Below are 25,799 nucleotides of genomic sequence, written 5' to 3'. Positions count from 1 at the left end.
CACCATGACACGCGACATTTTCCAGCCAAGCGGGCAGATCCAGTTCGGGATCTTCTTCCAAGGCGTCAACTCCGGGACCATCTGGAAGGCGCCCCAAGCGGGTTCGCAGACGGACTTCGAATCCTTCCGCCACATCGCCCAAACTGCCGAGCGCGGTAAGTTTGCCGCCTTCTTCCTGGGCGAAGGGCTGCGCCTGCGCGAACACCTCGGCCGCCCCCATGCCCTCGATGTGGTGGGCCGGCCTGACGCTCAGACCATGCTTGCCGCGCTCGCCGCAGTGACCAAGAACATCGGCCTTGTGGCGACGCAGAACACCACGTACAACGACCCCGCTGACCTGGCACACCGCTTGCAGTCCTTGGACCTGATCTCCGGGGGCCGGGCCGCGTGGAACATCGTCACCACGGACAATGCTTGGACCGGTGCGAACTTCCGCCGCGGTGGCTATCTGGACCACGCCGACCGCTACAAGCATGCCGAAGCGTTCGTGGAGACCGCCAAGAGGATCTGGGACTCGTGGGAAACCCCCACCGGACCCGCCCGGCCAGTCCTTCACGAAGGCCAGCACTACACCGTTGATGTGACCCCGCGCCTGCCGCGCAGCGCCCAGTACCGCCCCGTGCTCTTCCAAGCCGGCGATTCCCCGGACGGGCGTGACTTCGCAGCCCGCCAAGCCGACGTGATCTTCTCCGCCCATCCCAAGTTCGATGACGCCGTGGAGTTCCGCCGGGACATCGTGGCACGTTCCATCGCCGCGGGCCGCGGTGCCAACGCCGTGCAGATCATGCCTGCCAGTGAATTCATCCTGGGTGCCACCGATCAGGAAGCGCAGGAGAAGAAGGCATGGGTACGGAGCCTGCAGATCGGACCGCAGCAGGCCATCGCCTACCTGGAACAGTTCTGGGGGCGGGAGCTCTCCTCCTACGATCCCGATGGTTCACTGCCCGAGATTGACCCCGTGGTGGAGGAAACCTCTGAGACGCGCGGCAGCGGCTTCCACGGCGCCAAGGCCCGTCAGCTTGCGGATCAGTGGAGGGCCGAAGCCAAAGACAAGGGCCTGTCCATCCGCCAGTTCGTCACCTCCAAGACGGCACGCATCGACGCCACGTTCACCGGCTCCTACACCACGGTGGCGGACCACCTCGCCGAGTATGCCCGGGTTGGGGCGGTGGATGGCTTCAACATCTCACCATGGCTCATTCCCACAGGCTTGGACGAGATCGTGAACCACTTGGTGCCAGAACTCCAGGAACGCGGCGTCTACCCCACGGAATACCGCGGCACCACGCTCCGGGAAAACCTGGGCCTGGAGACGCCGGTGCGGTCCGAAGAGCCGGCGCACGCCTGATGAAGGCTGAACACCTGCTGAATAACGTGCTGCGGCGGCTCGGCTTCCAGCCGCGCCCCGGAGCAACAGCGCCCGACGACGGCGGCGTGAGTGCCGCCGTCGTCGACGTTTCGCGCGGGACAGTCAGCTTGCAACTGACGGTGGGCAGCCAGCCACTATAGTTTCTCCCCAGAATCTAAAGGAGTTCGCGGAACACGTTCCATCCGTTTCCAATAGGCCCGTAAGGGCCGTAGAGGCCTGTAGTGGCGGCGCCGGTGGAGTACGTGACGAGGTCGCCGTTGCCGTTGATGGCGACAAGATTGTTGTACTTCTGATGAGCGAAACTGCCAAGGCCCGCCACATCCAGGAACTCATTCCAGCCACCACCCATGAAGGCCTGGGCGCCCCAGCCGCCCTGGCCGTTGGCTGAGTAGAGCTGGAGGCCGCCGTTGATGTCCCGGCCGAAGACCTCCACGGTGCCGTCACCGTTCATGTCGCCCCCGGGGATGATCTTGTTCATGACCTGCCAACCCCAGCCCACCTTGGACGGGGCGAGCCATCCGCCGTTGCCGTCGCCGGGGTAGAGGAACAGCTCTCCGGCAGCGTTTCTGGCCAGGACGTCGTTGGTGCCATCGCCCGTGAAATCCCCGGGACCCACGATCGAGTCGAAAATGTTCCACCCTGCACCAACCTGACGGGTGGGGAGCCAGCCGCCGTTGCCGTCGCCGGGATACAGGAACAACTGACCTGACGCGTTCCGCGCCAGGAGGTCGTTGAACCCGTCGCCGTCAAAATCTCCGGGGGAGAAGACGATGTTGAACATGTTCCAGCCGGCACCCACCTGCCGGGGTTCATCCCAAGAGCCGAAGTAGGCCGGGCAAGGGCCCTCGCACATGCCTTTGTAATAGGTGTACGTGCGCGGATACAGGACCAGCCTGCCGTCATGGGTGCGGGCAAGAGGTTCAAAATTGCCGCGCCCAGTCCAGCCCATGGCTCGGCTGGAAGCCTTGATGGGTGTGGTCTCGGCGCTGACTTGCGTTCCAGTGGGGCAGCCTTGTTCACCAGGAGTGAGCGGGTAGACCCTCAAGGAGATGCGGCTGCCCTGGTCTTCAGGGAGAACACGCAGAGTTTCACCCTGACGCTCCGCCGGGAGTGGTTCGCCGTCCCTTAACCACTCCAAGGTGATGGCATCCCCGGAGCCATCCGGGTTCCGGCAGCCCCAGTAGTCGTAGTTGTACTGCCGCCTCATCTCGGAGCCCACATAAGGGACGCCGTCGATGAACGGCGTAGGCTGTGATGCCGCAGTGGCCGGACCGGCGGCGACTAGCCCTGAGCCCAGTAGTCCCATTGCGAGTGCGGTGGTGGCGGCGCTCTTGAATAGGCGCGCCTTAAAGATCCCCATGTTTCCCCCCGGAAAGTATCGCGTGGTAGCCGCGTGGTGTGTGCTGAGGGTACCGCACTTCCGACCACCGAGTCAGGGGGTGGTGGTTAGGGGGTGGTGGTTAGGGGGTTGGTGGTTAGGGGTGGCGGTCACGGCTTGGCGGGCGCCACCATGAAGACATCAACGGGGTCCTCGGATTCCAGCACGAAGCCGTGGCGTTCATACAGGCGACGGGCCGGGCTTCCCTGCAACACGTCCAGACGAAACGGGCGCTCGTCCACCGTTGCCGACATCACGTGGCGAAGCACGGCACCGCCCAGCCCTTTGCCCTGATGCGCCGGAGCCACATAGAAATGTTCAATCCACCGGCTGTCCGACTCGGGGCGGATAGCGATCACGCCCGCGTCAACGCCGTCCGAATGGATGATGTACGTGTGCTCGGGCTGGAAGCCTTTCAGAAAGCGCTCGCGGACCCTCACTGGATCAAAGCGCTGCAGCCGTTCGAGATCCGGGCGCATCACCACGGCGCGCAGTTCGGCAATCCAGGAAGCGTCGGTGGCAACGGTGGGGCGGAGGACGAAGTCAACGGACATGGGTTCAAGCCTATGTCCACCCCCATATCGTTTTGTTCAGGACGCCTTGGCCAGGTACTCGGCCAATGCATCACGCATGATGGCTGAGGGCTTTCTCTGCTCAGCAGCGGCGCGGGCCACCAGTTGTGCGTCCATTTCCTCCGGAAGCCGGAGGGAACGAGACGGCGAGGTGCCCCGGGCACTCAATGACGGCTTTCCAACGGCGCGTCGTACAGCTTCCGCTGAACCCAGCGCAGCCTCAAGAATCGATCGTCCAGCTTCGGGACCGCTAGCCTTCGTGATGTGAGCATCAGGTCCGATGTCCGCTATCTCAGCCCAGTCGGCGAGACCCGCGTAGCGGTCCTCCTCTTTTGCTTCCATTCCAGCGTCACTCATAGCGCACTGCCCCTTTCTGCAATATCAAGAATCTTACGTCTGGCTTCCATGACGTGAAAGACAAAGATGTCGTCTGGCGGTGTAATAGACGCCATCACCTCTAAGGTCATCCGGTTGTCCCTACTGGGTCCGATAAAAAGATCAGGCCTGGTGGTTGTGTCCACGCGAGGCTCATCAAATTGTTGGATGCGGTAGGTGTAATTGAGGATTGCGTTCAGGGCATCTTCCCGCGTTACGCCATGTTTACCTGAGCTGCTAGCCCATCTAATCCCCATGGATTATTGTCACACAATAATGGTTAATATTGCAAGACAATACAAGTGGATGCTGGAACCGGCAGGACGTCGCGCGCCCACGCGAACCATAGGATGACATGGACGAAAGGTGCAGCCAGGATGGTCACACGTGAAGAGGTAGAAGCAGCGTACTCAAGGACGGCAGGTTGGGTTCGTCATACTCCGCTGGCTGAGAGCGGCGACCAAGAGGCCTATCAGCTGTGGTTCAAATGCGAGTACATGCAGCACACTGGATCCTTCAAGGCACGCGGCGCCTTCAACAGGCTCCTCACGGCGCAGGAAAGCGGCGAGCTAAACCCGGAGGTGGGCATCGTGGTGGCGTCCGGTGGCAATGCCGGCTTGGCCAATGCCTACGCCGCGGCCAGGATGGGGGTCCCGGCGACTGTATTCGTCCCGGAGTCTGCTCCGGCAAACAAAGTGCACAAGCTCTACGCGATTGGTGCCACTGTGGTCCAGGGCGGCGCGGAGTATGCGGACGCTTATGCCGCTGCGATCCGTTACGCGGAGGAAAAGGGCGCGGTCTACTGCCACGCTTATGATCAGCCCGAGATCGTAGCCGGTGCCGGTGGTGTTGGGCTTGAGCTCCTGGATGAACTGCCCGACGTCGACACCATTCTTGTTGCTGTAGGCGGCGGCGGGTTAATGGGTGGCATTGCTGCGGCCGCCGAGGGCAGGGCGCAGGTGGTGGGCGTCGAACCCGAGACAGTCCCCACGCTGCACACCGCGTTGGCCCAAGGTGAGCCGGTGGATGTGGCCGTGTCCGGAATCGCTGCGGACTCCCTTGGCGCCCGGCGGATTGGCGAAATCGGCTTTGGAGTGGCCCGGCGTACCGGTGTCCGGAGCGTCCTCGTCAGCGATGAAGACATTGTGACCGCCCGCAGGGCTCTCTGGGAAAATTACAGGATTGTGGTGGAGCACGGTGCAGCAGCGGCCTACGCGGCGTTGCTCTCAGGCGCCTACGCTCCACGGGCGGGCGAAACCGTTGCAGTGATCCTCTGCGGAGCCAACACCGATCCCGCCCACTTCTAACCGCACCCAACTGAGTAACAGCAGCACACAAAGAATCCCCGCCGGTTGATGTCCGGCGGGGATTCGTCGTCGGCAGGTGGCCCTGCCATAGCGGTTCCTACTTCTTGGGCAGGCCTGCCGGGTTCAGCTCGGACGCAGGAATCGCCTCGGATGAGAGGCCCCAACGGTCCAGGATCTTCGCGTAGCTTCCGTCCTTGATGAGGGTGTTCAGTGCAGCCTGAGCAGCCACCGCAAGGCCGTTGCCTTTCTGGGTGGTGAAAGCAATTTCAGCCTTCAGCGGCCAGCCGCCTTCCAACGTGCCCACTTCCTTGGTCTTGCCATCCTTCGCAGCTTTGTAGGCCGCGGATGCATTGGGTCCGAACGTCAGGTCCGCACGGCCCGACTGAAGGGCGAGCTGGGAGGCGGAGTCGTCGTCGTAATACTGGAACTCAACCGGCTTCAAGCCGTTCTTCTTGTTCTCCTCGTCCCAGCGCACCAGGATTGCTTCCTGGTTGGTGCCCGAGCCAACGATGATGCGCTTGCCGGCCACGTCCTTGGCTTCCTTGATGGTGGAGATGTCCGAGTCGGTCTTGGCGTAGAAGCCCAGGAGGTCGTTGCGGTACGTGGCGAAGTCGAACTTCTCCTTGCGCGCCTCGGTAACGGTGACGTTGGAGAGGACTGCCTCGTACTTGCCGGACTCGACACCCAGCGGCCAGTCCGCCCAAGCTACCGGCAGCACCTCAACCTGCAGGCCCAGGCTCTCGCCCACTGCATAGGCAATGTCCACTTCGCTGCCGATGAGGGTCTTGTTGTCCGTGGCGAAGGTGCTCAACGGGGGAGTGCCGCCCGTGGTCACCACGGTTAGCTTGCCATCGGCCTTGATGGCGTCAGGAACCAAGGCGGCCGCGGCGGAGTCCACAGTCACCTTGATGCGGTCCTGCTGCGGGGTCAGGTTGAACTCTTTGGTGGAGGAGTTGGAAGAAACGTTCGACGCCGGGGCGCTCGGACCCGTAGCGGCGGTCGCCCCAGGATCGGAGCAGGCAGCCAGCCCCAGTATCGCCGTAGCGGCCAGCGCCGCGGTGGCCCCGGTCTTGAGAGCAAAGCGTGCCATGTGTTTCTCCTTGGGTTTCCCTGATCATCACGACAGGGAGGTCTGATGCGTACTTGTGGCTGCAACTATCCGGCAGCTTCCGGGAGCGGGTCAAAGCGTTCTGAAACGCTGGGATACAGGGGTTCACGGCAGTTAATCGGGCGTCGAAATGGGTCACAAAACACGGGCCAGGACACCGCGCGACGCAACTCACAGAAATAAGCCGGGGGCCGTCGTCGTTGTCCATAGAGTGCCGGGCAATCAACCGTGCGGGCACCACAACGTACCGAAAGGCTTTCCTGTGACTGTTCCTCTTTCCATCCTCGACCTGGCAACCATCGGGAAGGGCCAGACGGTGGCGGAGAGCTTGGCGGGCAGTGTTGCCATGGCGCAGAAAGCCGAAGAGGTTGGGTACCGCCGTGTTTGGTACGCCGAGCACCACAACATGTCTGCGATTGCCTCCTCCGCTACCAGCGTGCTGATCGCTCACGTCGCCGCCCACACCAACACCATCCGCCTCGGGGCCGGTGGTGTGATGCTGCCCAACCACTCGCCGCTGACCATCGCTGAGCAGTTCGGCACGCTGGAAACACTGCACCCGGGGCGAATCGACCTCGGACTGGGCCGTGCCCCCGGCAGCGACCAGAACACCATGCGCGCGTTGCGTAGGGACCATACTTCCTCGGACCGCTTCCCGCAGGACGTGTTGGAACTGCAGGGCTACCTCACCGGTCCCACCCGCATTCAAGGTGTTGAAGCGACGCCGGGCAAGGGCACCAACGTGCCGCTGTACATCCTGGGATCCTCGCTGTTCGGCGCCCAGCTGGCAGCCCAGTTGGGTCTTCCGTACGCGTTCGCTTCACACTTTGCCCCCGCCGCGCTTCAGGACGCTGTTGCCGTTTACCGCCGCGAATTCAAGCCCTCGGATCAGTTGTCCGAGCCGTACGTGATCGCCGGCGTGAACGTTACTGCCGCGGACTCCAACGCCGAGGCACAGGCCATCCACCTCGCTGTGAAGCGCGCCCGCGTCTCACTGTTCTTCGGTGGCGGCCGCGAGTTCACCGACGACGAAGCAGACATGGTGCTTGATTCCCCGCAAGGCCAGCACATTGCCCAAATGATGAAGTTCTCCGCTGTGGGAACCAAAGATGTGGTGCGTGACTACCTCGACGAGTTTGCGGCATTCGCTGATGCTGATGAACTGATCGTGGCCCACCAGAGCATCGGCACCGAAGAGCGCCTGCGGTCGGTGGAACTTGTGGCTGAGGTCGCGGGGCTAGTGGCCGCGTAGGCTGACTCCGCTAGCCCACATGCCCCGCGAATTCGGGAGCCACGGGATGGCGATCAGCCCACGGAAGTGTGGATTCCACGGCCGCCCCGAGGTGGAAAACGGTGGCGTCATCAAATGGGTGTCCCACAATCTGCACTCCTGTGGGAATACCGCAGTCAGCCATTCCACTGGGAATGGCCAGGACCGGGCAACGGTTGGCGATATTGAACGGTGCCGTCATGTGTGCCTGCCAATAATGGCTGAGGTGCTGGCCGTTGACGTCGATTCCGTTGAGATAGTGGGCGTCTGCGTCCAAAGCCGGAGTAGCCGACGCAGGACACAGCAGCGCATCGAACCCGGTCATGGCCTCTGCCAGCTGTCCCTGCAGGAGGGTTTCGGCCCTGAGCCCGTCCACAAAACGGTTTTCTTCGGCGGCCGCGCGGGCATCAGCCATAAAACGCCTGGTGTAAGCGGCGAGCTGGGGCTCAGTCCCGGCCGTGTCGTCCTCCATGGCGGGACCCAGCAGGTATCCGAAATGCGTGAACATGGTTTTGCTGATCTTCTGGACGGTCCACGGGAGGGTGATCTCTTCCACCACGGCCCCCGCCGCCGTGAGGGCTTGCGCCACTCGCCGCGTGTTGGCCTCAACATCGGGAGCTACGGGGTAATCGCCCAAGCGTATGCACAGCGCAACCCGTAAACCGGCCACAAATGCAGGATCGGGAGTTATGGACGCCGCATCCGCCACAGTGGTGTGATCGCCGGGGTGTCGCCCGGACATGATATTCGCCAGCAACGCGGTATCTGCCACGGTACGTGCCATGGGCCCATCGCCGCGGTAGTGGTCCGCTGACAGAGGGGCTAATCCCGGGATCCTTCCGTAGGGAGCCTTATAGCCCACGGTTCCTGTGAACGACGCCGGCAGCCGGGTTGATCCCGCAATGTCTGATGCCGTGGCCAGGGGTGCGAAGCCTGCAGCCAATGCCGCACCGGAACCTCCCGAAGACCCGCCGGGGGAGAACCGCAGATTCCAGGGGTTTCGGGTGACACCCCAGAGCGGGCTGTGCGTCACCGTGGCGCAGCTCAATTCCGGGGTGGTGGTCCGGGCATGAATGATTCCGCCGGCGCGTTGAATTCTCTCGATCACAGGATGGTCCGCCGCTGCAATGGTGTCCCTCCGCGCCAACAGGCCTTGGGAGAGTGTGCGGCCTTGAAGCCCGTGCTTTTCTTTTGCAGCCACCGGCAACCCCAGAAGGGGAGTGATATCGCGTCCGCGGGCGTAGCGCGTGGCGGCTTTTTGCGCAGCCGGCAGGGCGTCGTCGAAGAGCGTCTCCGTCAGTGCATTGATGCCGCCGTTCACTTCCTCGATGCGGCTGATCAGCGATTGCAGGAGCTCCACAGGCGAGAGCTCACGGCGTCGGAACAAGCCCAGGGCAGTACTGGCGTCCAAGTAGTGCAATTCGGTCACGCCAATTCTCCCTGCACCAGAGCCCGGGTAAGACCCGTCAGCATCTCCACGCCGGTCACCATATCCTCGTCCGTGGTGAATTCGCGCTCGCAGTGGGATACGCCGTCCACACTAGGTACAAACAGCATCACCGAGGGAACAGCAGTGTTCATGGCCACGGAATCATGCCCGGCCATGGTCTGGATGCGGCGGGAAGACAGCCCAAGGTTGGCAGCGACCTTGGCGGAGAGCTCCAGTCCGGCTTCCGGAAACCGGCGGATGGGGCGGATATCGAAGTCTTTGACGTTGACCTTGATGTCATGCTCAACGGCCAGCTCCTGGATATCTGCCAGTAACTTGGCCCGGGCCGACTTCACGATGTCCGGTTCAGCGGATCTCAGGTCCGCCACCAAGTGCACACGACGTGCCACGACGATTGGCGAGTTGGGCTCCAGCGTCAGTTGGCCCACGGAGGAGACCAGGGCCTCTTCTGCGAATTCCTCGGTGACCTGGTGGACCATCAGGATGATTTTCGATGCAGCTACCAGCGCATCGTGGCGGTCTGCCATGGCCGTTGCACCGGTGTGGGACTGTTCGCCCAGCACTTCAATATCCAACTTCTGCGTGTACCAGCTGCTATCAACGAGCCCGATGCTGATCCCTTCCCGCTCCAGGATCCGGCCCTGCTCGATGTGGATTTCTGCGTACCCCGCCGCTTTCGGTCCCGTATCTGTGCCGAGGTAGCCGATGCCTTCCAAGGCTTCACGGACTGAGACGCCTTGGAGATCTTTCACGGACAGCATCTCTTCGCGGTCAAACAGCCCCGTGAAAACAGAGCTTCCCATGACCGAAGGTGCGAACCTGCCGCCTTCCTCGTTGAACCAGTTGACCACGGCCAGGTTGAAGCGGGGCGCGTCGCCGGTGGTCTTGACGTCCAGGTCGATGGCCCGGGCAGCATGCAGAGCGGCAATGACGCCATAGGCGCCGTCAAACCGCCCACCCAGGGGTTGGCTGTCCAGGTGGGAACCGATCAGGATGAAGGGCGCCCCGGGCGTCCACTCAACCAGCCCGAACATATTGCCGATGCCGTCTACCTGAAGCTGCCATCCGGCGTCGTGAATCCACTGCCCAAACCAGGCGCGGGTTTCGGCATCTTCCGGCGTTGCGGCCTGGCGGTCCACGCCGTTGTTGGCTGTGGCACCGATGGTGGCCACGTGGTGGAAGTCCTGAAGAAAAGCTGAGGAAGTCATGGAGGTCCTTAGGGTGCTGTGGAATGCGGTGGGTGCGGTGTGCGTCAGCCCATTCGGCCGCGGGTCTCGGGCACCTTGGTGAAGAGGATCAGGAGAAGCACGACGGCGGCAGCTGCCGCCATGTAGAGGCCCGGCGCGTGCGGTACTCCAGTAGCGCCTACCAAAGCCGTGCCGATGAGTGGAGCGGTGCCGCCGAAGATCGCATAGGCGCCGTTATAACTAACAGCGGCCGAGGTGAAGCGTGTTTTTGTGGTGAAGATCTCGACGAAGAACGTGTAGCAGCCGCCGCCGTAGATGCACAGTGCCACCACGAAGATGGACTGGCCGAGCAATGCCAGGGGCAGGCTGCCGCTGGTGACGAGCATGAAGCTCGGTATGGACAGCAAAGCCAAGGCAGCGGAACCAGCAATCAACATTGGCTTGCGGCCGAAACGATCCCCGATTCGTCCGCCGATCGGCAGGAGTACGGCATACAGTGCCAGTGCTGCGGCGTTGACCATCAGCGACTGCTCGCGGCTGAGCTTTCCTGTGGTCTGGACATATGAAACGAAGTAGGCAGAGAGGAAGTAGAATCCCATGGCTGTCAGGCCCATGACGAAGATGACCTGCACCATGCGGAGCTTGTTTTCGCGGAAAGCCTCGCGGATGGGGCTGAATTCCTTGGTCTGACCGGATTGTGCCTCTTTGAAGACATCGCTTTCTTCGGTACGGCTGCGAATCCACACTCCAAACAAGGCAAGGGGGAGGGCCAGCAGGAACGGAAGGCGCCATCCCCATTCCATGAATGCTGAGTTGGGCATGGACTGGCTGAGGATCAGGATCATGGAACCTGCCACCACAGAGGGCAGCGCTGTTGCCGCGATGGTGATGTTGAGCCAGAAGCCACGTTTGCTCACGGGCGCGTGTTCGAACACGAAGGACGGGGCGCCAACAGATTCGCCACCCGCGGAGAATCCTTGGATAAGCCGGCAGAGCACCAGGAGGGCCGGTGCCCAAGCTCCGATTTGAGCGTAGGTGGGGAGCAGTCCCATGAGGGCAGTGGCTCCGCCGATCGCTATGAGGGTGATGGTGAGGACGCGCCGCCGACCGATCCGATCACCCAGTGCACCGAAGAACAGGCCGCCGAGGGGGCGGACCACGAAAGCCACGCCGAACGTCGCGAACGTAGCGAGCATGGCTGTCAGCGGGTTGCTGCCCGGGAAGAAGAGTTGGGAGAACACCACAGCTGTGAGGCCGTAGAGGGTGAAGTCGTAGAATTCGATGAACTGACCGACGCTGCCGCCTGCCAGAACACGCTTCTGCATGGTTGTGGACTTGTCACTGGTGGAGGGCGCCGAGGCCGCTGGATCTTTGGCCGATTCGTGTGCGGCGAGCTTGTTGAGGGTCATGACTGCCACGCTAGGTTGCTCAGGTTTCCTGTTGCCGATTCAGTGTTTCGGCTATGGGAAATGATGTTGGCGATTATTGCCTGGTTATTGCTGACGGGGCCATGCGGGGAAACCGCGCGGACATTTTCGACGCTGTTCTGCACCATCGAATCTCCTCTGATCAGGATGGCAAACCGGGGTCCGGCCAAGGCGACTTTCCTGCAGTGGCGGGGACCTGGGGGTCTTCCGCGCTGATGTCGATGCCGGACTTGTTCAACCATCGGTGACCCGCGTCACATCTGTCCAATTGATTGTTTTTGATTCTGCGATCGATTTATTTGATAGAAGCTGGAGCGAAACCTAGTCGCGGGCAGCTCCGTACAAGGTCAGGCAGGTCTCTTCGAAAGCGAGGACGCGCTTGGTGGCTTGGACACCTTCGGGCCTGACCAGCATCACCTCGATCGGGGGAAACGCATCCGTTAATGCCAACGGGACCACCTTGCCGCCCGAGTAGGTCACGTCGCTGTGCAGGCGCTGGTTGAGGATGGCATAGCCGTGACCCTTGGCAACAAACGAGCGGACCGTCTCGTAGCCGGCAAATCGATGGCGGACATTCTGGACTACCCCTGCTGTGGCATACAACTGCTCGTAGTACTCCCGGCTGTGCGGGAGGTCCAACACCACGGAAGGCTCGCCGTCGAGCTCTTTCAGGGCAATTTCGCGTTCCGGGCGCCCCGCCGCCGGATGACCCTGGTGGACCAGGATGTGCGGCGGAACCCGCTCCACCACCTTGTAGGCGAACCCCTTGCCAAGACCCAGCCCGTAAGTGAGGGCAACATCGCAGCGGCCATCCATCAGCGCGTCCTGCAACGTGGCCAGGTCCGCCTCCAGAATGGAAACTTCGACGCCGGGATGCCGGGTTTCGAAGGTCTGCAGGATGGCGGGAAGACGGAAAGGCGCCAAGGGGGCAAAAACGCCCACTTTCAACTCACCTACCAGCGTGGTGGAAAGTCCCCGCGCCGACTCATACAGCGAATCTGCCTGCTCCAGGAAGGACTTGATGTCCTGGGCGAATTGGCGGCCGCTCTGCGTCAACCGCAAACCGCGGGACTTGTGGCGCACGAACAACTGCGTAGCCAGGCTTGCTTCCAGCTGAGCCATGGCAGCCGACAGGGCAGACTGCGTCACCATGAGCCGCTGGGCGGCAGCTGTCATGTTCTCGAGTTCGGCCACCACGGCGAAGTACCGAAGTTGCGTCAGGGTGAAGGGCTTGGCCATCTGTCCATGGTGCCATCAACAGCGAGACGTCACTGCCCCCGGATGAGGTGCGCCAGGAGCGCCACGTGCAGTGAGGTCCGCGATTCCGCGTCCTCCAAATCCACCCCCAGCAGATCCTCGAGTTTCCTGAGCCTGGCGTAAAGAGTGGGCCGGCTCAGGTAGCCACTGCGTGCCATGGCGGCCTTGTTGCCACCGGATCCGAGGTACCGTCCCAGCAGGTCCAGGTATTCGCCTTTGCCTTCGGCATCCGCTCGGAGGACGGCGGACAACTCCGACTCCACGAACTGCTGAACGCGGGGATCCTTGCGCAAGAGAGCCAGCAGCCCGCGGAGGCGCACGTCCGTAGCCCGGAAGTAGGGCTTGCCCGTATCCCGGAGCGTGGCGGCGCTTTCGGCCACATGCGCTGCTTCGTCGATGCCCGCTGCGGCCTCCAAGAGCGTTGGCTGCAGACGGCCAACTCCGATGATCCAGCCGGGGGGTGTGGCCTCAGCCGGACCGGCGGCTGCCTCCGAGAGGATGTGGAGCGTCGGTTCCTCCTGCTGCCGGGCGGGGAGGGAAAGGATCATTCCTACTGAACCGGACTGGATGCTTGCCGCCAACGCTGTGCCGGCGCTGGACTTCAATGCTTTGGCCAGCCTCTCCAAGAGTTCGCGCTCGTCCTGCTGGCCGGCGAAGGGGTCGCCGGAAAGGATGGGCGAACCCCATGCTGTGAGGGCAGTCCTGAATACGAGCGGCACATAGTAGGAGGATCGCTTCAACCCCAAGGAACCGGCGCGTGCCAATGCTTCTGCTTCGCTGAGCCCACGGGGTTGGCGGAGTGCGTTCAGGAGTCCGGCTTGCGCATGGTGGCTGAGCTCGCGCTGATCGCGTTCCGCCAATCGGTTGATGGCCAGGGTCTGGGCCGCCCGTTCCAGAACCATGATGGCCATGTCCTGATCAGCGTCCAAATCGGCGGGTGGCATAGGCACTACCAACCTGCCCCACACTTGTTGCCGTACTCCCACTGCCGCCTGGAGCCACTGTTCCGGTCCGGATCGTGCGGTGTGGGCAGGGAAGGGGGTGGTCCGGGATCGCCGCTCCCAGTCGTTCAGAAGATCCGTGGTGGATACGCGCTGCCCGGCATAGGCAAGAACCAGGTGTGAGAGGTCCTCCAGCACTACCGATGCACCGATCATGGAGGCCGCTTGCCCCACCACACGTTGGGTGTCGGCACTTTCCAAGCTCAGCACGGTGAAGGCCTCATGGACGTCGCGGGCACGTTCCACACGCTCCAGTTGTTCAGCCACGATCATCCTGTGCACAATCTCCGTGACCTGGACAAAGCGCACCCGACGCTCCACCACAACCACGGGCATGGAGGCGGAGCGGGCCGCTTTCTCCAGGGCCCTGCGGCTGCGGGGGCGCTGGCCAATGAGTTCCACAATCAGTCCGGCCGCTCCGGCGGCCTCCAGCGAAGAGATGAACGACGCCGACTCTTCCGGGGACTTCTCCAACTCCAGTCCTGTGGTCAGCACCAATTCCCCGCCGGACAGCAGGCCGCCGACGTCGAGAATTTCGCTGACGTGCACCCAGCGAACGGGCGCCTCCAAGCGGTCAGTACCGCCAAGAACGGTGGGTACGGCGGCCCGCAACACGGGAAGCTCAAGGACGGCGCGAACAGTGGGCAGCATTTACACAGTGTAAGGCTCTCAAGGAATTCTCTTACACATAGGCCCTACTGCGACTGCTGAACGCCGGACAGACTGAATCCAGCCTTCACATCACCCGCACCAAGGAGAACTCTTGAACACCATCGAGCACTGGATCAACGGCAGCTACGTCCCGGCCGGAGACCGCACCGCTCCCGTTACCAACCCGGCCACGGGTAAGGTCACCGGGCAGGTTGCCCTGGCCAGCGTGGAGGACGGAAACACCGCAGTCGCCGCCGCCAAAGCGGCCTTCCCGGCGTGGCGCGATACCTCCCTGGCCCGCCGAACCCAGGTTCTTTTCGCTTTCCGTGAGCTCCTCAACTCCCGCAAGGACGAGCTCGCCGCGATCATCACCTCCGAGCATGGCAAGGTGCTGGACGACGCCCTGGGCGAAGTAAGCCGCGGCCAGGAAGTGGTGGAGTTCGCCTGCGGTATTCCGCACCTGCTCAAGGGCAGCTACACCGAAAACGCCTCCACCAAGGTGGACATCCACTCCATCCGGCAAGCGCTGGGTCCCGTGGCAATCATCAGCCCGTTCAACTTCCCGGCAATGGTCCCCATGTGGTTCTTCCCCATCGCCATCGCGGCAGGCAACACCGTGATCATCAAGCCCAGCGAGAAGGACCCCACGGCCGTCAACTGGGTGGCCGAGCTCTGGAAGGAAGCCGGCCTTCCCGACGGCGTCTTCAACGTCCTTCACGGTGACAAAGTAGCGGTGGATACCCTGCTGACACACCCCGACGTCAAGGCCGTTTCCTTTGTGGGATCCACCCCGATTGCCAAGTACGTCTACGAGACCGCCACCGCCCACGGCAAGCGGGTCCAAGCCTTGGGCGGCGCGAAGAACCACATGATTGTCCTGCCCGACGCCGATCTTGACCTCGCCGCCGACGCCGCCGTCAACGCCGGGTTCGGTTCGGCCGGTGAACGGTGCATGGCTGTCTCGGCGCTGCTGGCCGTCGGCGACATCGCTGATGCTTTGGTGGATAAAATCGCTGACCGTGCCCGCTCGCTGCGCACCGGCGATGGACTGCGAGGTTGCGATATGGGCCCGCTGGTGACCTCCCAGCACAGGGACAAGGTGTCCGGATACGTCGACGCCGGTGAAGCTGCAGGTGCCACGCTCGTCGTCGACGGTCGCAGCGTAGTTCCCGACGCCGAAGGCGACGGCTTCTTCGTAGGCCCCACCCTGTTCGATCACGTCACCACGGACATGTCCATCTACCAGGAAGAGATCTTCGGCCCGGTGCTCTCAGTGGTGCGGGTGGACAGCTACGACGACGCCCTGGCCACCATCAACGCCAACCCGTACGGCAACGGCACCGCGATTTTCACGAACGACGGCGGTGCCGCCCGCCGCTTCGAGAACGAGGTTGAAGTGGGAATGGTAGGCATCAACGTCCCCGTCCCGGTGCCCATGGCCTACTACTCGTTTGGCGGCTGGAAGAACTCCCTGTTCGGCGACACCCACGCCCACGGTTCTGAAGGAGTGGGCTTCTTCACCCGGGGCAAGGCCGTCACCACCCGCTGGCTGGACCCCAGCCACGGTGGCATCAACCTCGGTTTCCCCCAGAACTCCTAAGCGTTCCCCCGAACTACTCAGCGACGACGTCAGGACAACCACCATGACCGCCATCCTTGAACCACCACAGACTGACCGCGATGCAGCCCTCCGCGCCTACGAGTTGGACCGCAAACACGTCTTCCACTCCTGGTCCGCACAGGACACGCTGGATCCCATGGTCATCACAGCCGCAGAGGGCTCACACGTTTGGGACGGTGAGGGCAACAAGTACCTGGACTTCTCTTCCCAGCTGGTCAACACCAACATCGGGCACCAGCACCCTGCCGTCGTCGCAGCAATCGCCGCACAGGCAGCCAAGCTGTGCACTATTGCTCCCAGCTACGTCAACGACGCCCGATCCGAAGCCGCACGGTTGATCGCCGAGCGAACCCCGGGGGAGCTGGACAGGATCTTCTTCACCAACGGCGGGGCGGACGCCAACGAGCACGCCGTCCGGATGGCCCGCTTGCACACGGGCCGCCACAAGGTCCTCTCCGCCTACCGCTCGTACCATGGCGGAACGCACTTAGCCGTTAACATCACCGGAGACCCACGGCGGTGGGCCAGCGACAACGCCTCCACGGGAACCCTGCATTTCTTCCCGCCGTACCTCTACCGCACGGCCTTCCACTCCACCACCGAGGAGCAGGAAGCTCAACGGGCCTTGGAGCACCTGGAACAGCTCATCGAGTTCGAAGGTGCAACCAGCATCGCTGCGATCATGTTGGAAAGTATCCCTGGAACGGCCGGGATCTATGTTCCGCCGGTTGACTACATGCGGGGCGTGCGGGAACTATGCACCAAACACGGCATCGTCCTGATCGCCGACGAGGTCATGGCCGGCTTCGGACGCACCGGCAAGTGGTTCGCCGTCGAGCATTTTGACGTTGTCCCGGACCTCATCACCTTCGCGAAAGGAGTGAACTCCGGCTACGTACCGCTTGGTGGCGTTGCCATTAGCCCGGAAATCGCAGCCACTTTCGGTACACGCGCCTATCCCGGCGGGCTGACCTACTCAGGCCACCCCCTGGCTACCGCGGCCGCAGTGGCCACCATCAACGCCATGGAACGCGAAGGCATGGTGCAGCATGCGGCAAACCTGGGCACCGAGGTGATCGGCCCGGCGCTCGCCGGATTCGCCCAACGCCACCGCTCCGTGGGCGAAGTGCGGGGCCGGGGTGTTTTCTGGGCCATCGAGCTGGTCAAGGACCGCGCCACCCGCGAACCACTGGCTCCTTATGGTTCTTCCAGCCCCGAAATGAACCAACTCGTGGCGGCCTGCAAGTCACGCGGTCTCATCCCCTTCGCCAACTTCAACCGCATCCACGTGGTTCCGCCCTGCAACATCAGTGCTGAGGATGCCCGTGCGGGTCTGGCGATCCTGGACGACGTCTTGGACATCGCGGACACGTTCGCGGAGTAGCCGTGCTGCAGCATGTCCCGTTTCCCGAGCCGGTGGTGGCGTTCGGGGAGCGGGACCTGCCGGGGGATAAATCCAAGGAAAAGCTTTACGCATTTGCAACTTACTAGGTAGTCAAGCGAAACCGGAAGGGCGGAAACTGTAGCTATCCGCCCCGGAAGGATCCGCCATGCCTACGCACCTGAACCAAGCAGTAGCCGACTCTGCTCTGCTCATGAAGTCTCTCCCGCTTGGCCTCCTCCGCACCGTTCTCCAGTCTGACGCGGAGAGCGGAATTACGCCGCAGCTGTTCGCCGAACTCAGGGCACTCGCCCGCGTCCCCGGACTACTGGTGGCGTGCAATTACGGTGGGACTCTCTGCTCCGCTGAGGGCGTGTCCACCGAGACCTTGCCACTGGATAGCGCTGCGGTGGCACTCCGTGCGCTCGCCGCCTTGCCCAACACGCACACAGCCATCATTTCCGGGCGCTCGTTGCGGGACCTGGCCGCCGTTTCCCGGCTTCCGGCTGAGGTTCATCTGGTGGGTTCCCACGGTGTGGAATTCGACATGGGCTATGCCTACACCTTGTCCCTGGCCACGGAACAGCTCCTCCAACAGGTGGCTACGGCGTTGACCGAGGCTGTGGGCTTTGAGAAGGGCATCAGCATTGTCCGCAAACCCGTGGGCGTGGCCGTGCATACCCGGCCGGCTACCCCCGAGGTGGTGGATCGGGTGATTTTCCTTTCGCAGAAGATCGCCATTGAGTTCGGTCTGTACTTCATCATCGATGGCACCGTTTTGGACCTCACCGTGGAAGAGCCTGCCAAAGGCCAGGCGCTTGAGCAGCTACGTGCACGGCTCGGGGTAAGTGCCGCGCTGTACGCCGGTGACGCCGAGAGCGACGAAAAAGCAATCGCCACCTTGCGCGGACCGGACCTCGGCCTTCATGTGGGTTCCGGGGATACGACGGCGGCGCACACCATCGCTGACCCGGAAGCCTTTGCGCGCGTACTGGCGTTGCTGTTCGAACTCCGGCGGGCGTGGCTGTTTGGCGAAGATGCGGTGGGGCTGGAACGGCATTCCATGATCGGCAACGGGAGCTCCACAGCATTGCTGACCCCGGACGCCAAAGTCTGCTGGATGAGTCACCCCCTTCCGGATTCCGGATCCATTTTTGCCCACATTCTTGGCGGTGAACCCGCCGGTCACTTCAGCATAGAACCGGTGAAGCCATCGCAGGTGCTGGCTCAGCGGTATGTGGATAACACCATGATCGTGGAGACGCGCTGGGCTGACGTGACGGTGACCGACTACTTGGAACCTGCACCCGAAGGGATCACCAGCCTGGTGCGGGTGCTCTCCGGGACGGGCTCTGCGCGCGTGGTGTTCGCGCCCAGGCCGGACTATGCCAACGCGCCGTTCAGCATGGAGGTCCGGGGCGACGAGGTCCATATCATGGGTACTTCGGATCCGATCATCCTCTCCGCACCCGGGGTTTCGTTCCGGATTACCAGCGACGGCAAATACGCCACGGCCACCGCAGAGGTTCCACTCAACCAGGGCCCCGTGGTGTTGAACCTTCGCTGCGGTGACACCGAGCCGCCACCCGCGGACCCGGGCGGCGAACCAAACCGGCGCACCGCCGTCGGGCAGTCCTCCCGTGACTGGATCAAGGCACTGCAGCTGCCCACCATCAAAACATCATTGGTGCGCCGCTCCGCGTTGGTGCTGAAGTCGCTTGTTCATGAGCCCACCGGCGCCGTGTTGGCCGCGCCCACCACCTCCCTGCCTGAGGGCATCGGCGGGACCCGAAACTGGGATTACCGCTACTGCTGGCTGCGTGACGGGTCCATGACCGTGAATTCCCTGGTGTCGTTGGGTTCCACGCAGGAGGCCGACGGTTTCCTTGCCTGGCTGGACCGCATCCTTCAAAATGCGCCGGGGCCCGAGTGGCTGCACCCCCTGTACTCGGTGACGGGTGCGCCGCTGTCCACGGAGGCAATTGTGGAAAGCCTGCCCGGCTATGCGGGGTCGCGACCGGTGCGCATCGGCAACGCGGCGGACCACCAGGTGCAGCTGGATGTGTTCGGGCCCATCGCCGAGCTGATCCACGATCTTGCTGAACGCCGTGGGTTCCTGCCCGATCAACACTGGTTCCTGATGGAGCAGATGGCCCATGCGGTGCTGGCCCGCTGGCATGAACCTGACCACGGGATTTGGGAAGCACGACGAGCCCCCAGGCATCACGTCTACACCAAAGTGATGTGCTGGGTGACGCTGGACAGGGCCCTCCGGGCCGCCGCCCTGCATGGGCGCCGGCCTCATGCGGACTGGGCCGTCACTGCCGAAACCATCCGGGAGGAAGTCCTTCGCGAGGGCTGGGATGAGTCCGCAGCTTCCTACACTGTGGCTTACGACAGCCCTGACCTGGACGCCGCGGTCCTGCACATCGGGCTCTCGGGCCTGCTGGATGTCCAGGACCAGCGCTTCCTGGATACCGTCACGGCGGTTGAACGCGAGCTGCGTGTGGGACCCACCGTTTTCCGATACAGGTACGACGACGGGCTGCCGGGTTTGGAGGGTGGCTTCCACATTTGCACCACTTGGCTGATCGAGGCGTACCTGGCTGTTGGCCGCTTGGATGATGCCTTGGAGTTGTTCAATCAGTTGGTGGCACTGTTCGGACCCACTGGCCTGTTGCCGGAGGAGTACGATCCCGGGACGGAAACGCATCTGGGCAATCATCCTCAGGCATACTCGCATCTGGGCTTCATCCGCTGCGCCCAGCTCTTGGACTACTACCTGGCCAGCGCGGACGTGGAGTAACCCTCGCTTGGGCGGCACAGGGCGTCTCGACGCCTCAATACGCCCTTTGCTGTTATTTACTTGGGTGGGCCCTGGTGTCGGCCTGGATCGAATCCCATATGTGCCATTACTAGATGGCAAGCAGTACCGGCGCCAGGACATCCTTTCGTAGCCAACGAGAGCAACGAACCGGTCTTTGACGTGCATCTCTTGGACAGCCGAACACGGGCGATGATTCAGCGGTGTCTTCGGGCAGACCTGCGGGATACCCTACATATGTGAAGCCGTTATATCTAGGAATCTGAGACCGCCACCCACTGAAGTGTGTTGCAATCCCAACGGTGCTCCGCAGTCTCGGCACGGCAGGCTGGTTCTAACAGCTTCGTAGTCAGTGCCCTCGCTGATTCGAATGTCGTAAATTCGCCACAAGCGGGAACGTCGCGCGCGACTGACGAATATTGGCCTTGCCAGTCTAGAGGCGGGTCAAACGACGGACTGCCCTCGAGTTTGCGTACGGCCCATTCCGAGCTTATGGCGACGGATAAGGGTGCAAGATAAATATCTTGCGTACGAGCGAAGACGACTAGATCGACCAGATCACGGACCCGGCTAGATCGGTTGTTGGCGGACCCATACCGAGCCTGGGTAGCACAGAGCTTGTCGGCGATATGGTCGACAATGGGATAGAGCAGCATTTTTGGTGATTCTAACCCCTCGATCTCCAGCACAGGCTTAGAGCTTTCCTCGGGATCCGCAGTCATGATGGAACCGACTACCAAGTCGACCTTTACTGATTGCACCTTTCTGCTTCCACAGTATGCGTCGAACACCACTCTCACTCCTTCTACGGCGGGTTGATCGCCTCCGTGACCAGCAGTGGTTTTCTTAACCGGCTCGAAGCGGAAGTGGTCCTCGAGATCCACCTTCGCTGCCGCAATAAGTTCATTGTAGGCAACGTCTAGGTCAACAAGCTGACGCAATAGATCCACGTCCTGGGTCGTGCGGGCATCGCTGACTCTAGCGAGGACAGCGTTTCCCCCCTTCAATACCCAATTTCCCGTTCCGCTAAATATCCGCGCTAGGAAACGTTCATGAACGAACTGTCCCAAGAATGCCGTGACGGTTCGTTCGTCACTCTTTGTGGCAGTTTTCGCATGCTCGGTAACAGCGCGCCAAAAACTCTGACTGGTCTTGTAGGAAGCCGGTGATTTCATCATTTTTCTTTTTCCTCTTGGCGCTCTCCCTTGGTATTTTGCAGAATCGTGTGTGGATCATCTTTGACGGTGAAACCACGATTTGCCAAGGTCATCTGCTTTATCGCGTCCGCCATTCCGCTGGTGAGCGCGGGGTTGGCAAGGTTTGCCATGGAAGCCGTAGCGGTCATCTGCTTTATCGCGTCCGCCATTCCGCTGGTGAGCGCGGGGTTGGCAAGGTTTGCCATGGAAGTCGAAGCGGTCATCTGCTTTATCGCCTCCACGACTCCACTGCTGAAAGCAGACGTAGAGAGCTGATCGAGGAGGCCCTCCTGATAGTGCTGGATTGCTGTGGTGGCTATGAGCTGTCCCACCGGGGACTTAGCTGTACTTGTTACAAGGGCGGCCGTGCTCAGTCCCACTAGATCGAGTAGGTTCTCCAGGAGCTCACTGCCATCGCCATATGGGGTGCGGTAGGCGACTGTATCTAGTTTTTCACGGAGCTTCGCGAGGTCGAGTATGCCGGAGAGGTGCCCATCCCTTATGGCATCGGCAATGTGTGTAAGGTCGTGACCGCTTTGGACGAGATCGGCGATCGTCCGTTCTGGAGTTGTTGTAGGTAGGGCATCGATAAGGACTACATCCTCTGGGGTCAGCGGAAGTCGATGCAGCCGTATGGCACGGACAGTTTGTTTCCGCCTTTTTGTGTTGAGTTCAGGAACATCGCTCAGCAGATCGCCCATAGCGTGCAGCGCGGCCGCCGAAGTATGGGAGGCAACGATGGCTTCACGACTCTTGTTTATCCGCTCCTCTACTGTGTGCCCGGGATCGAGGCTAAGCCATGCAGCATGAAGGGCTTGGAAACGATCTGTGCTGGACACCATTGTGTAGATTCCCTGTTCTACACGGTCTAGTAGTCCAGCATCAACGAGGCGTACAAGCTGCATGCGAGTTACGCCCTGCGCTACTGCCTGCCTAGTGGTTAGAAGCCCCCATTGGGCCGCTGCAAGTTCGCTAACTGTCGCTAGAACTTCGGATGACATACTGACATTGTATCGCGACAAGTGACAAAGTCAGTATCATGAGGGCTTGATGCTTGCGTCTGTACTGACTTTGTATCGTTAGGTGATACAAAGTCAGTACACCCTAGGTTGAGGTGCCGTGGTTAGCTGCATGATGAACATCAGCAGGGCCACGACCAGCATTCCGCCCACAGGTCAGGGCGGTGGTTGCAATGCCGGCGGGATCGAGTCGCCCACCAGCACTAAGTGAGCAGCAGCGCCACGGCGATCATGGCCGGCACAGCCACGATGGTGGTGATCAGCACGGTGTCCTTGGCCACGGTGATTCCCGCTTGGTAGCGGTTGGCTGCAACGAACACATTTTGGGCCGTGGGCAGGGCCGAAGTGACCACCACGGCAAACAGTGCGTGACCGTCCATGCCCAACGCGAAGCGGGCGAACAGGTACGCGATCAGGGGATGGACAACCAGCTTGAATCCGCTGGCCAACAAGGTATCCAACCTCCGGCCTGCGGCTTTTTGCAGTGGCTTGGACCCGTTCAGGCTCATGCCGAAGGACATCAGCATTGCCGGAATCGCTGCGCCGCCAATGAGGTGGATGGGCTCCAAAATCAGTGTGGGGACCTGAAATCCAGTGCCCGCCACCAGAAGCCCCAGCGCTGAGCCCACAATCATGGGGTTCTTCACGATCATCAGCAGGAAACGCACGGGAGTGGTGCGGTGCGAGCTGGTGCTGGCGTCCAGGGCCATCAGGTACATCGGCGTGAAGAACGCCAGCTGGAAGATCAGCAGGGGAGCCACATAGCTGGCGTCACCCAGGACGAACACGGCGATGGGGATGCCAAGGTTGGCGGAGTTGGCCAAGGACGAGCTCATGGAGGACATCAGGGCTTCGGGCATGGCCCGCTTCAGCCAGAACTTCGCTACCAGGAAGAACAGCAAGCCCGTCACCACAGCGCCCACGGCTGTGACCAGCAACGGGGCGGCGAAGACGTCATGCAGTTTGGCTTTGCTCAAGGTCTCGAACAGGAGCGCCGGGCTCGCCACGAAGAAGGTCAGCGAGCTTAGGACGGACCGGGCATTCTCGCCAAGGATGTTCCGGCGTCCAACGAACATGCCCACCAGGATGATGGCCCACACCACGAAGAACCCGGAAAGGACGCCGATCATGGCGCTGTGCGGGCGGTGGTTTGCTGGGTCACGGTTCCCAGCCTAGCCAGAACCGCCGTCCGAGTAAGCGTTTTCTGCCGAGAGTTCCGTCATACGGACTCACAACGCGCTCGACGTCGGCCCTCCGGTGAGTGCCGACGTCGAGCGTTGCCGTGGTTATTTGTTGTGGAGCTTTAGCTGAGGTGCGCCGCATTACTGAGTGCGTGCGGCGGGCGCATGAGCCCGGGAGTATGGCCCTCTGCGGGATCGTTGCCGAGCTGCAGGATCTTGTTGTCCTTGCCCACGTGGACTACGCGGGGCTCATAAGTCCGGGCCTCTTCCGTGGTCATCTCCGCGTAGGTAATGAGAATGACGGTGTCTCCAACGTGGACCATGTGGGCCGCTGCACCGTTGATCCCGATCACGCCGGAACCGCGCTCGCCGGCAATGGTGTACGTCTCCAGCCGGGCACCGTTGGTGACGTCCACAATGGAGACGAGCTCGCCGGGAAGGATGTCGGCCGCGTCCAGGAGGTCCAGGTCGACAGTGACGGAACCGACGTAGTGGAGGTCGGCGTGCGTCACCGTTGCGCGGTGGATCTTGGACTTGAACATTGTGCGGATCATAATGCGATCAGTTTAGCGCGGCACCCTCATCCGGCGCTGTGACGTACCAGACGTTCGGCCGATGGCGGTGTGGCTTCCTGACCTTGATTGAACGATGGATGGCCGCAAAGCAACCCCTGCGGGTTGTTTCGCGGCCATCCTCTTGCCAATGAGGGTCAGAAGGCCACGCCGCTGACCTCAGGGGCCGGCTCGTAGCGCGCCAGCTCCGTTCCGGCGGCAACCAGCCCACGCAGCTCAGCCAGGCCGCCGGCCACCACTTCAGCGGCGCGTGCCTGCACCAGCACGTTGCCCAGCGCGGTGGCTTCCACAGGTCCTGAAACCACAGGCTTTCCGGTGGCATTCGCGGTGAGCTGGCACAGAAGCCGGTTCTGCGAACCGCCGCCCACAATGTGCACCACGTCCACGCTGCGGCCGGTGAGCCGTTCGGCGTCGGCCAGTGTGCGAGCGTAGCCGGCCGCGAGGCTGTCCATGATGCAACGCACGACGGCGGCAGGACGGTCTGCGAGCACGGCACCCGTGTTGCGCACGGCTGCGCGGATGCGGTCCGGCATGTTGTCCGGGGCGGTGAAGGCGGGGTCGTCGGCGTTGATCTGTGGGCCGCCCTCAGGCAGCGCCGCAGCTGAGTCCAACAATGCCGGCAGTGATTGGCTGAACCCCTGCGCAGCCCAAGCCCTCTGACATTCGCTGAGCAGCCACAGGCCGCCTACGTTTCGCAGGTACCGGATGGTGCCGTCCACGCCGCGTTCGTTGGTGAAGTTGGCCTTGCGGCTTGTTTCAGTCAGCACAGGCTTGTCCAGTTCCACTCCTACCAGCGACCATGTGCCGGAGGAGATGTAAGCGAAGTCCTGTTCCCGGGCGGGAACGGCTGCGACGGCCGAGGCTGTGTCGTGCGAGCCGACAGCCACCACTGTGGTCTCAGCGGGCAGGCCGGTCCGCTCCAGGATCCCCGGGAGCAGTGTGCCCACAGTTTCTCCGGGCTGGACCAGTGGAGGGAAGACGTTCCGGGGCAGGCCCAGCGCGTCCAGGAATTCTGTTGCCCACTCACCTTTCACGGCATCGAAGAGTCCCGTGGTGGACGCGTTGGTGGCCTCGGTCCTGCGCTTACCCGTCAGCAGGAAAGCGATCAGGTCCGGGATCAGCAGAGCCTGCAGCCCTTCCAAATGCGGTTCGGCAGCGAGCTGGTAGATCGTGTTGAACTGCAGATATTGCAAGCCGGTGGTGGCGTACAGCTTTTCCGGCGGAACGGCTGCATGCACCCGCTGCGCCGTGGCCCGGCTGCGCTCGTCCCGGTAGCTGAACGGAACCGAGGTGAGTTCGCCGGCATCGTTCACCAATCCGTAGTCCACAGCCCAAGTGTCGATGCCGATGCTGACGATGCGCTCGCCGTTCGTGGCCGCAACGGAAGCGGCGGCCGTCAGTCCCTTGAGTACCTCTGCGAAGAGGGCATCGAAGTCCCAGTGGAGGCCGCCGTCGAGCTCTATGACGCCGTTGGGGAAGCGGTGGATGGTCTCGAGGGAGACGCCTGTGGAGGGAGAGACGCGGCCGAGCATGACGCGGCCGGAGGAGGCGCCGATATCTATTGCTGCGAACACTGCGTTGGGGGCTGCGGGAGCGGACACCGCCCCGGCGTGTGCCGGGGCGGTGTTCACGGTGGTTCCGTGGGTCACTGTT

The 25,799-nt window shown here is 62.3% G+C and carries 21 protein-coding genes; 7 read left to right on the top strand and 14 right to left on the bottom strand.

Going from position 1 to position 25,799, the window contains the following annotated elements:
- Positions 1–4 precede the first annotated feature (4 nt).
- Together LDN70_RS18820 and LDN70_RS18815 are read left to right on the top strand one after the other, a co-directional pair.
- Positions 5–1,348: an NtaA/DmoA family FMN-dependent monooxygenase gene (locus LDN70_RS18820; protein WP_223941100.1), complete on the top strand. Its 1,344-nt coding sequence runs from the start codon at positions 5–7 to the stop codon at positions 1,346–1,348.
- Positions 1,348–1,509 carry a hypothetical protein gene (locus LDN70_RS18815; RefSeq protein ID WP_165450165.1) on the top strand — a complete coding sequence of 54 codons (162 nt, stop codon included), beginning with the start codon at positions 1,348–1,350 and terminating at the stop codon, positions 1,507–1,509. Before LDN70_RS18820 ends, LDN70_RS18815 begins: the two co-directional genes overlap by 1 nt.
- Before the next feature lie 14 nt (positions 1,510–1,523).
- Here LDN70_RS18815 and LDN70_RS18810 read toward each other — a convergent pair whose 3' ends face one another.
- The 3 genes from LDN70_RS18810 to LDN70_RS18800 form a co-directional block, all read right to left on the bottom strand.
- Positions 1,524–2,729, bottom strand: coding sequence for an FG-GAP repeat domain-containing protein (locus LDN70_RS18810; protein WP_223941099.1), 1,206 nt, complete (start codon positions 2,727–2,729; stop codon positions 1,524–1,526).
- 128 nt (positions 2,730–2,857) lie between these two features.
- Positions 2,858–3,301, bottom strand: coding sequence for a GNAT family N-acetyltransferase (locus LDN70_RS18805; protein ID WP_223941098.1), 444 nt, complete (start codon positions 3,299–3,301; stop codon positions 2,858–2,860).
- Between the two features lie 36 nt (positions 3,302–3,337).
- On the bottom strand, positions 3,338–3,676 hold the full coding sequence (locus LDN70_RS18800) for a ribbon-helix-helix protein, CopG family (RefSeq protein WP_166842153.1): 339 nt from the start codon (positions 3,674–3,676) through the stop codon (positions 3,338–3,340).
- Positions 3,677–4,071: 395 nt separating this feature from the next.
- On the opposite strand from LDN70_RS18800, the gene LDN70_RS18795 reads away from it, so the two are divergent.
- The gene (locus LDN70_RS18795; protein WP_166842154.1) at positions 4,072–5,001 is read left to right on the top strand and encodes a threonine/serine dehydratase; all 930 of its coding nucleotides are present in this window, start codon (positions 4,072–4,074) and stop codon (positions 4,999–5,001) included.
- A gap of 97 nt (positions 5,002–5,098) precedes the next feature.
- On the opposite strand, the gene LDN70_RS18790 is transcribed toward LDN70_RS18795, so the two are convergent.
- Complete coding sequence (locus LDN70_RS18790; RefSeq protein ID WP_166842155.1) at positions 5,099–6,091, bottom strand: ABC transporter substrate-binding protein; 993 nt, start codon at positions 6,089–6,091, stop codon at positions 5,099–5,101.
- A 280-nt stretch (positions 6,092–6,371) separates the two neighbouring features.
- Here LDN70_RS18790 and LDN70_RS18785 point away from each other — a divergent pair, with 280 nt between their 5' ends.
- On the top strand, positions 6,372–7,361 hold the full coding sequence (locus LDN70_RS18785) for an LLM class flavin-dependent oxidoreductase (RefSeq protein ID WP_142937697.1): 990 nt from the start codon (positions 6,372–6,374) through the stop codon (positions 7,359–7,361).
- A 10-nt stretch (positions 7,362–7,371) separates the two neighbouring features.
- Here the strand turns inward: LDN70_RS18785 and LDN70_RS18780 are convergent, their stop codons facing one another.
- From LDN70_RS18780 to LDN70_RS18760, 5 genes are all read right to left on the bottom strand, one after another.
- The gene (locus LDN70_RS18780; RefSeq protein ID WP_223941097.1) at positions 7,372–8,808 is read right to left on the bottom strand and encodes an amidase; all 1,437 of its coding nucleotides are present in this window, start codon (positions 8,806–8,808) and stop codon (positions 7,372–7,374) included.
- Positions 8,805–10,037 carry a M20 family metallo-hydrolase gene (locus LDN70_RS18775; protein ID WP_223941096.1) on the bottom strand — a complete coding sequence of 411 codons (1,233 nt, stop codon included), beginning with the start codon at positions 10,035–10,037 and terminating at the stop codon, positions 8,805–8,807. The genes LDN70_RS18780 and LDN70_RS18775 overlap by 4 nt, the downstream gene beginning before the upstream one ends.
- A 44-nt stretch (positions 10,038–10,081) precedes the next feature.
- Entirely contained in the window at positions 10,082–11,425 is a 1,344-nt protein-coding gene (locus tag LDN70_RS18770) for an MFS transporter (protein ID WP_142937700.1), read from the bottom strand.
- A gap of 339 nt (positions 11,426–11,764) precedes the next feature.
- Positions 11,765–12,682 carry a LysR family transcriptional regulator gene (locus LDN70_RS18765; RefSeq protein WP_166842158.1) on the bottom strand — a complete coding sequence of 306 codons (918 nt, stop codon included), beginning with the start codon at positions 12,680–12,682 and terminating at the stop codon, positions 11,765–11,767.
- 29 nt (positions 12,683–12,711) lie between these two features.
- Positions 12,712–14,352, bottom strand: coding sequence for a PucR family transcriptional regulator (locus LDN70_RS18760; RefSeq protein WP_223941095.1), 1,641 nt, complete (start codon positions 14,350–14,352; stop codon positions 12,712–12,714).
- A gap of 112 nt (positions 14,353–14,464) precedes the next feature.
- On the opposite strand from LDN70_RS18760, the gene LDN70_RS18755 reads away from it, so the two are divergent.
- The 3 genes from LDN70_RS18755 (at position 14,465) to LDN70_RS18745 (ending at position 20,160) form a co-directional block, all read left to right on the top strand.
- Positions 14,465–15,952, top strand: a complete 1,488-nt coding sequence (locus tag LDN70_RS18755) for a CoA-acylating methylmalonate-semialdehyde dehydrogenase (protein WP_223941094.1) — start codon at positions 14,465–14,467, stop codon at positions 15,950–15,952.
- A gap of 43 nt (positions 15,953–15,995) precedes the next feature.
- Complete coding sequence (locus LDN70_RS18750) at positions 15,996–17,357, top strand: aspartate aminotransferase family protein (protein ID WP_223941093.1); 1,362 nt, start codon at positions 15,996–15,998, stop codon at positions 17,355–17,357.
- 166 nt (positions 17,358–17,523) lie between these two features.
- Positions 17,524–20,160 carry a trehalase-like domain-containing protein gene (locus LDN70_RS18745; RefSeq protein WP_223941092.1) on the top strand — a complete coding sequence of 879 codons (2,637 nt, stop codon included), beginning with the start codon at positions 17,524–17,526 and terminating at the stop codon, positions 20,158–20,160.
- 272 nt (positions 20,161–20,432) lie between these two features.
- Here LDN70_RS18745 and LDN70_RS18740 read toward each other — a convergent pair whose 3' ends face one another.
- From LDN70_RS18740 to LDN70_RS18720, 5 genes are all read right to left on the bottom strand, one after another.
- A complete protein-coding gene (locus tag LDN70_RS18740) occupies positions 20,433–21,356 on the bottom strand; it encodes a nucleotidyl transferase AbiEii/AbiGii toxin family protein (protein WP_223941091.1) in 924 nt (307 codons plus the stop codon).
- Positions 21,353–22,375 carry a type IV toxin-antitoxin system AbiEi family antitoxin domain-containing protein gene (locus tag LDN70_RS18735; protein WP_223941090.1) on the bottom strand — a complete coding sequence of 341 codons (1,023 nt, stop codon included), beginning with the start codon at positions 22,373–22,375 and terminating at the stop codon, positions 21,353–21,355. Before LDN70_RS18735 ends, LDN70_RS18740 begins: the two co-directional genes overlap by 4 nt.
- A gap of 221 nt (positions 22,376–22,596) precedes the next feature.
- Entirely contained in the window at positions 22,597–23,523 is a 927-nt protein-coding gene (locus LDN70_RS18730) for an AEC family transporter (RefSeq protein ID WP_223941089.1), read from the bottom strand.
- Between the two features lie 173 nt (positions 23,524–23,696).
- On the bottom strand, positions 23,697–24,128 hold the full coding sequence (gene panD, locus LDN70_RS18725; RefSeq protein ID WP_178995752.1) for an aspartate 1-decarboxylase: 432 nt from the start codon (positions 24,126–24,128) through the stop codon (positions 23,697–23,699).
- A 155-nt stretch (positions 24,129–24,283) separates the two neighbouring features.
- Positions 24,284–25,795: a rhamnulokinase gene (locus tag LDN70_RS18720; protein ID WP_223941088.1), complete on the bottom strand. Its 1,512-nt coding sequence runs from the start codon at positions 25,793–25,795 to the stop codon at positions 24,284–24,286.
- Positions 25,796–25,799 lie beyond the last annotated feature (4 nt).

Origin of the sequence: Arthrobacter sp. StoSoilB22 (assembly GCF_019977315.1) — a bacterium.
Classification (GTDB): Bacteria; Actinomycetota; Actinomycetes; order Actinomycetales; family Micrococcaceae; genus Arthrobacter.
Note: the sequence above shows the minus strand (reverse complement) of the source record. Positions and strands in the feature narration are given on the sequence as shown.

Excerpts from the sequence above, each read along its gene's own strand:
- LDN70_RS18735 (WP_223941090.1), bottom strand. The coding sequence starts at position 22,375 with ATGTCATCCGAAGTTCTAGCGACAGTTAGCGAACTTGCAGCGGCCCAA.
- LDN70_RS18815 (WP_165450165.1), top strand. The coding sequence starts at position 1,348 with ATGAAGGCTGAACACCTGCTGAATAACGTGCTGCGGCGGCTCGGCTTC.
- LDN70_RS18760 (WP_223941095.1), bottom strand. The coding sequence starts at position 14,352 with ATGCTGCCCACTGTTCGCGCCGTCCTTGAGCTTCCCGTGTTGCGGGCC.
- LDN70_RS18795 (WP_166842154.1), top strand. The coding sequence starts at position 4,072 with ATGGTCACACGTGAAGAGGTAGAAGCAGCGTACTCAAGGACGGCAGGT.
- LDN70_RS18820 (WP_223941100.1), top strand. The coding sequence starts at position 5 with ATGACACGCGACATTTTCCAGCCAAGCGGGCAGATCCAGTTCGGGATC.
- LDN70_RS18775 (WP_223941096.1), bottom strand. The coding sequence starts at position 10,037 with ATGACTTCCTCAGCTTTTCTTCAGGACTTCCACCACGTGGCCACCATC.
- panD (WP_178995752.1), bottom strand. The coding sequence starts at position 24,128 with ATGATCCGCACAATGTTCAAGTCCAAGATCCACCGCGCAACGGTGACG.
- LDN70_RS18810 (WP_223941099.1), bottom strand. The coding sequence starts at position 2,729 with ATGGGGATCTTTAAGGCGCGCCTATTCAAGAGCGCCGCCACCACCGCA.
- LDN70_RS18730 (WP_223941089.1), bottom strand. The coding sequence starts at position 23,523 with ATGATCGGCGTCCTTTCCGGGTTCTTCGTGGTGTGGGCCATCATCCTG.
- LDN70_RS18805 (WP_223941098.1), bottom strand. The coding sequence starts at position 3,301 with ATGTCCGTTGACTTCGTCCTCCGCCCCACCGTTGCCACCGACGCTTCC.
- LDN70_RS18765 (WP_166842158.1), bottom strand. The coding sequence starts at position 12,682 with ATGGCCAAGCCCTTCACCCTGACGCAACTTCGGTACTTCGCCGTGGTG.
- LDN70_RS18790 (WP_166842155.1), bottom strand. The coding sequence starts at position 6,091 with ATGGCACGCTTTGCTCTCAAGACCGGGGCCACCGCGGCGCTGGCCGCT.
- LDN70_RS18770 (WP_142937700.1), bottom strand. The coding sequence starts at position 11,425 with ATGACCCTCAACAAGCTCGCCGCACACGAATCGGCCAAAGATCCAGCG.
- LDN70_RS18800 (WP_166842153.1), bottom strand. The coding sequence starts at position 3,676 with ATGAGTGACGCTGGAATGGAAGCAAAAGAGGAGGACCGCTACGCGGGT.
- LDN70_RS18740 (WP_223941091.1), bottom strand. The coding sequence starts at position 21,356 with ATGATGAAATCACCGGCTTCCTACAAGACCAGTCAGAGTTTTTGGCGC.
- LDN70_RS18745 (WP_223941092.1), top strand. The coding sequence starts at position 17,524 with ATGCCTACGCACCTGAACCAAGCAGTAGCCGACTCTGCTCTGCTCATG.
- LDN70_RS18750 (WP_223941093.1), top strand. The coding sequence starts at position 15,996 with ATGACCGCCATCCTTGAACCACCACAGACTGACCGCGATGCAGCCCTC.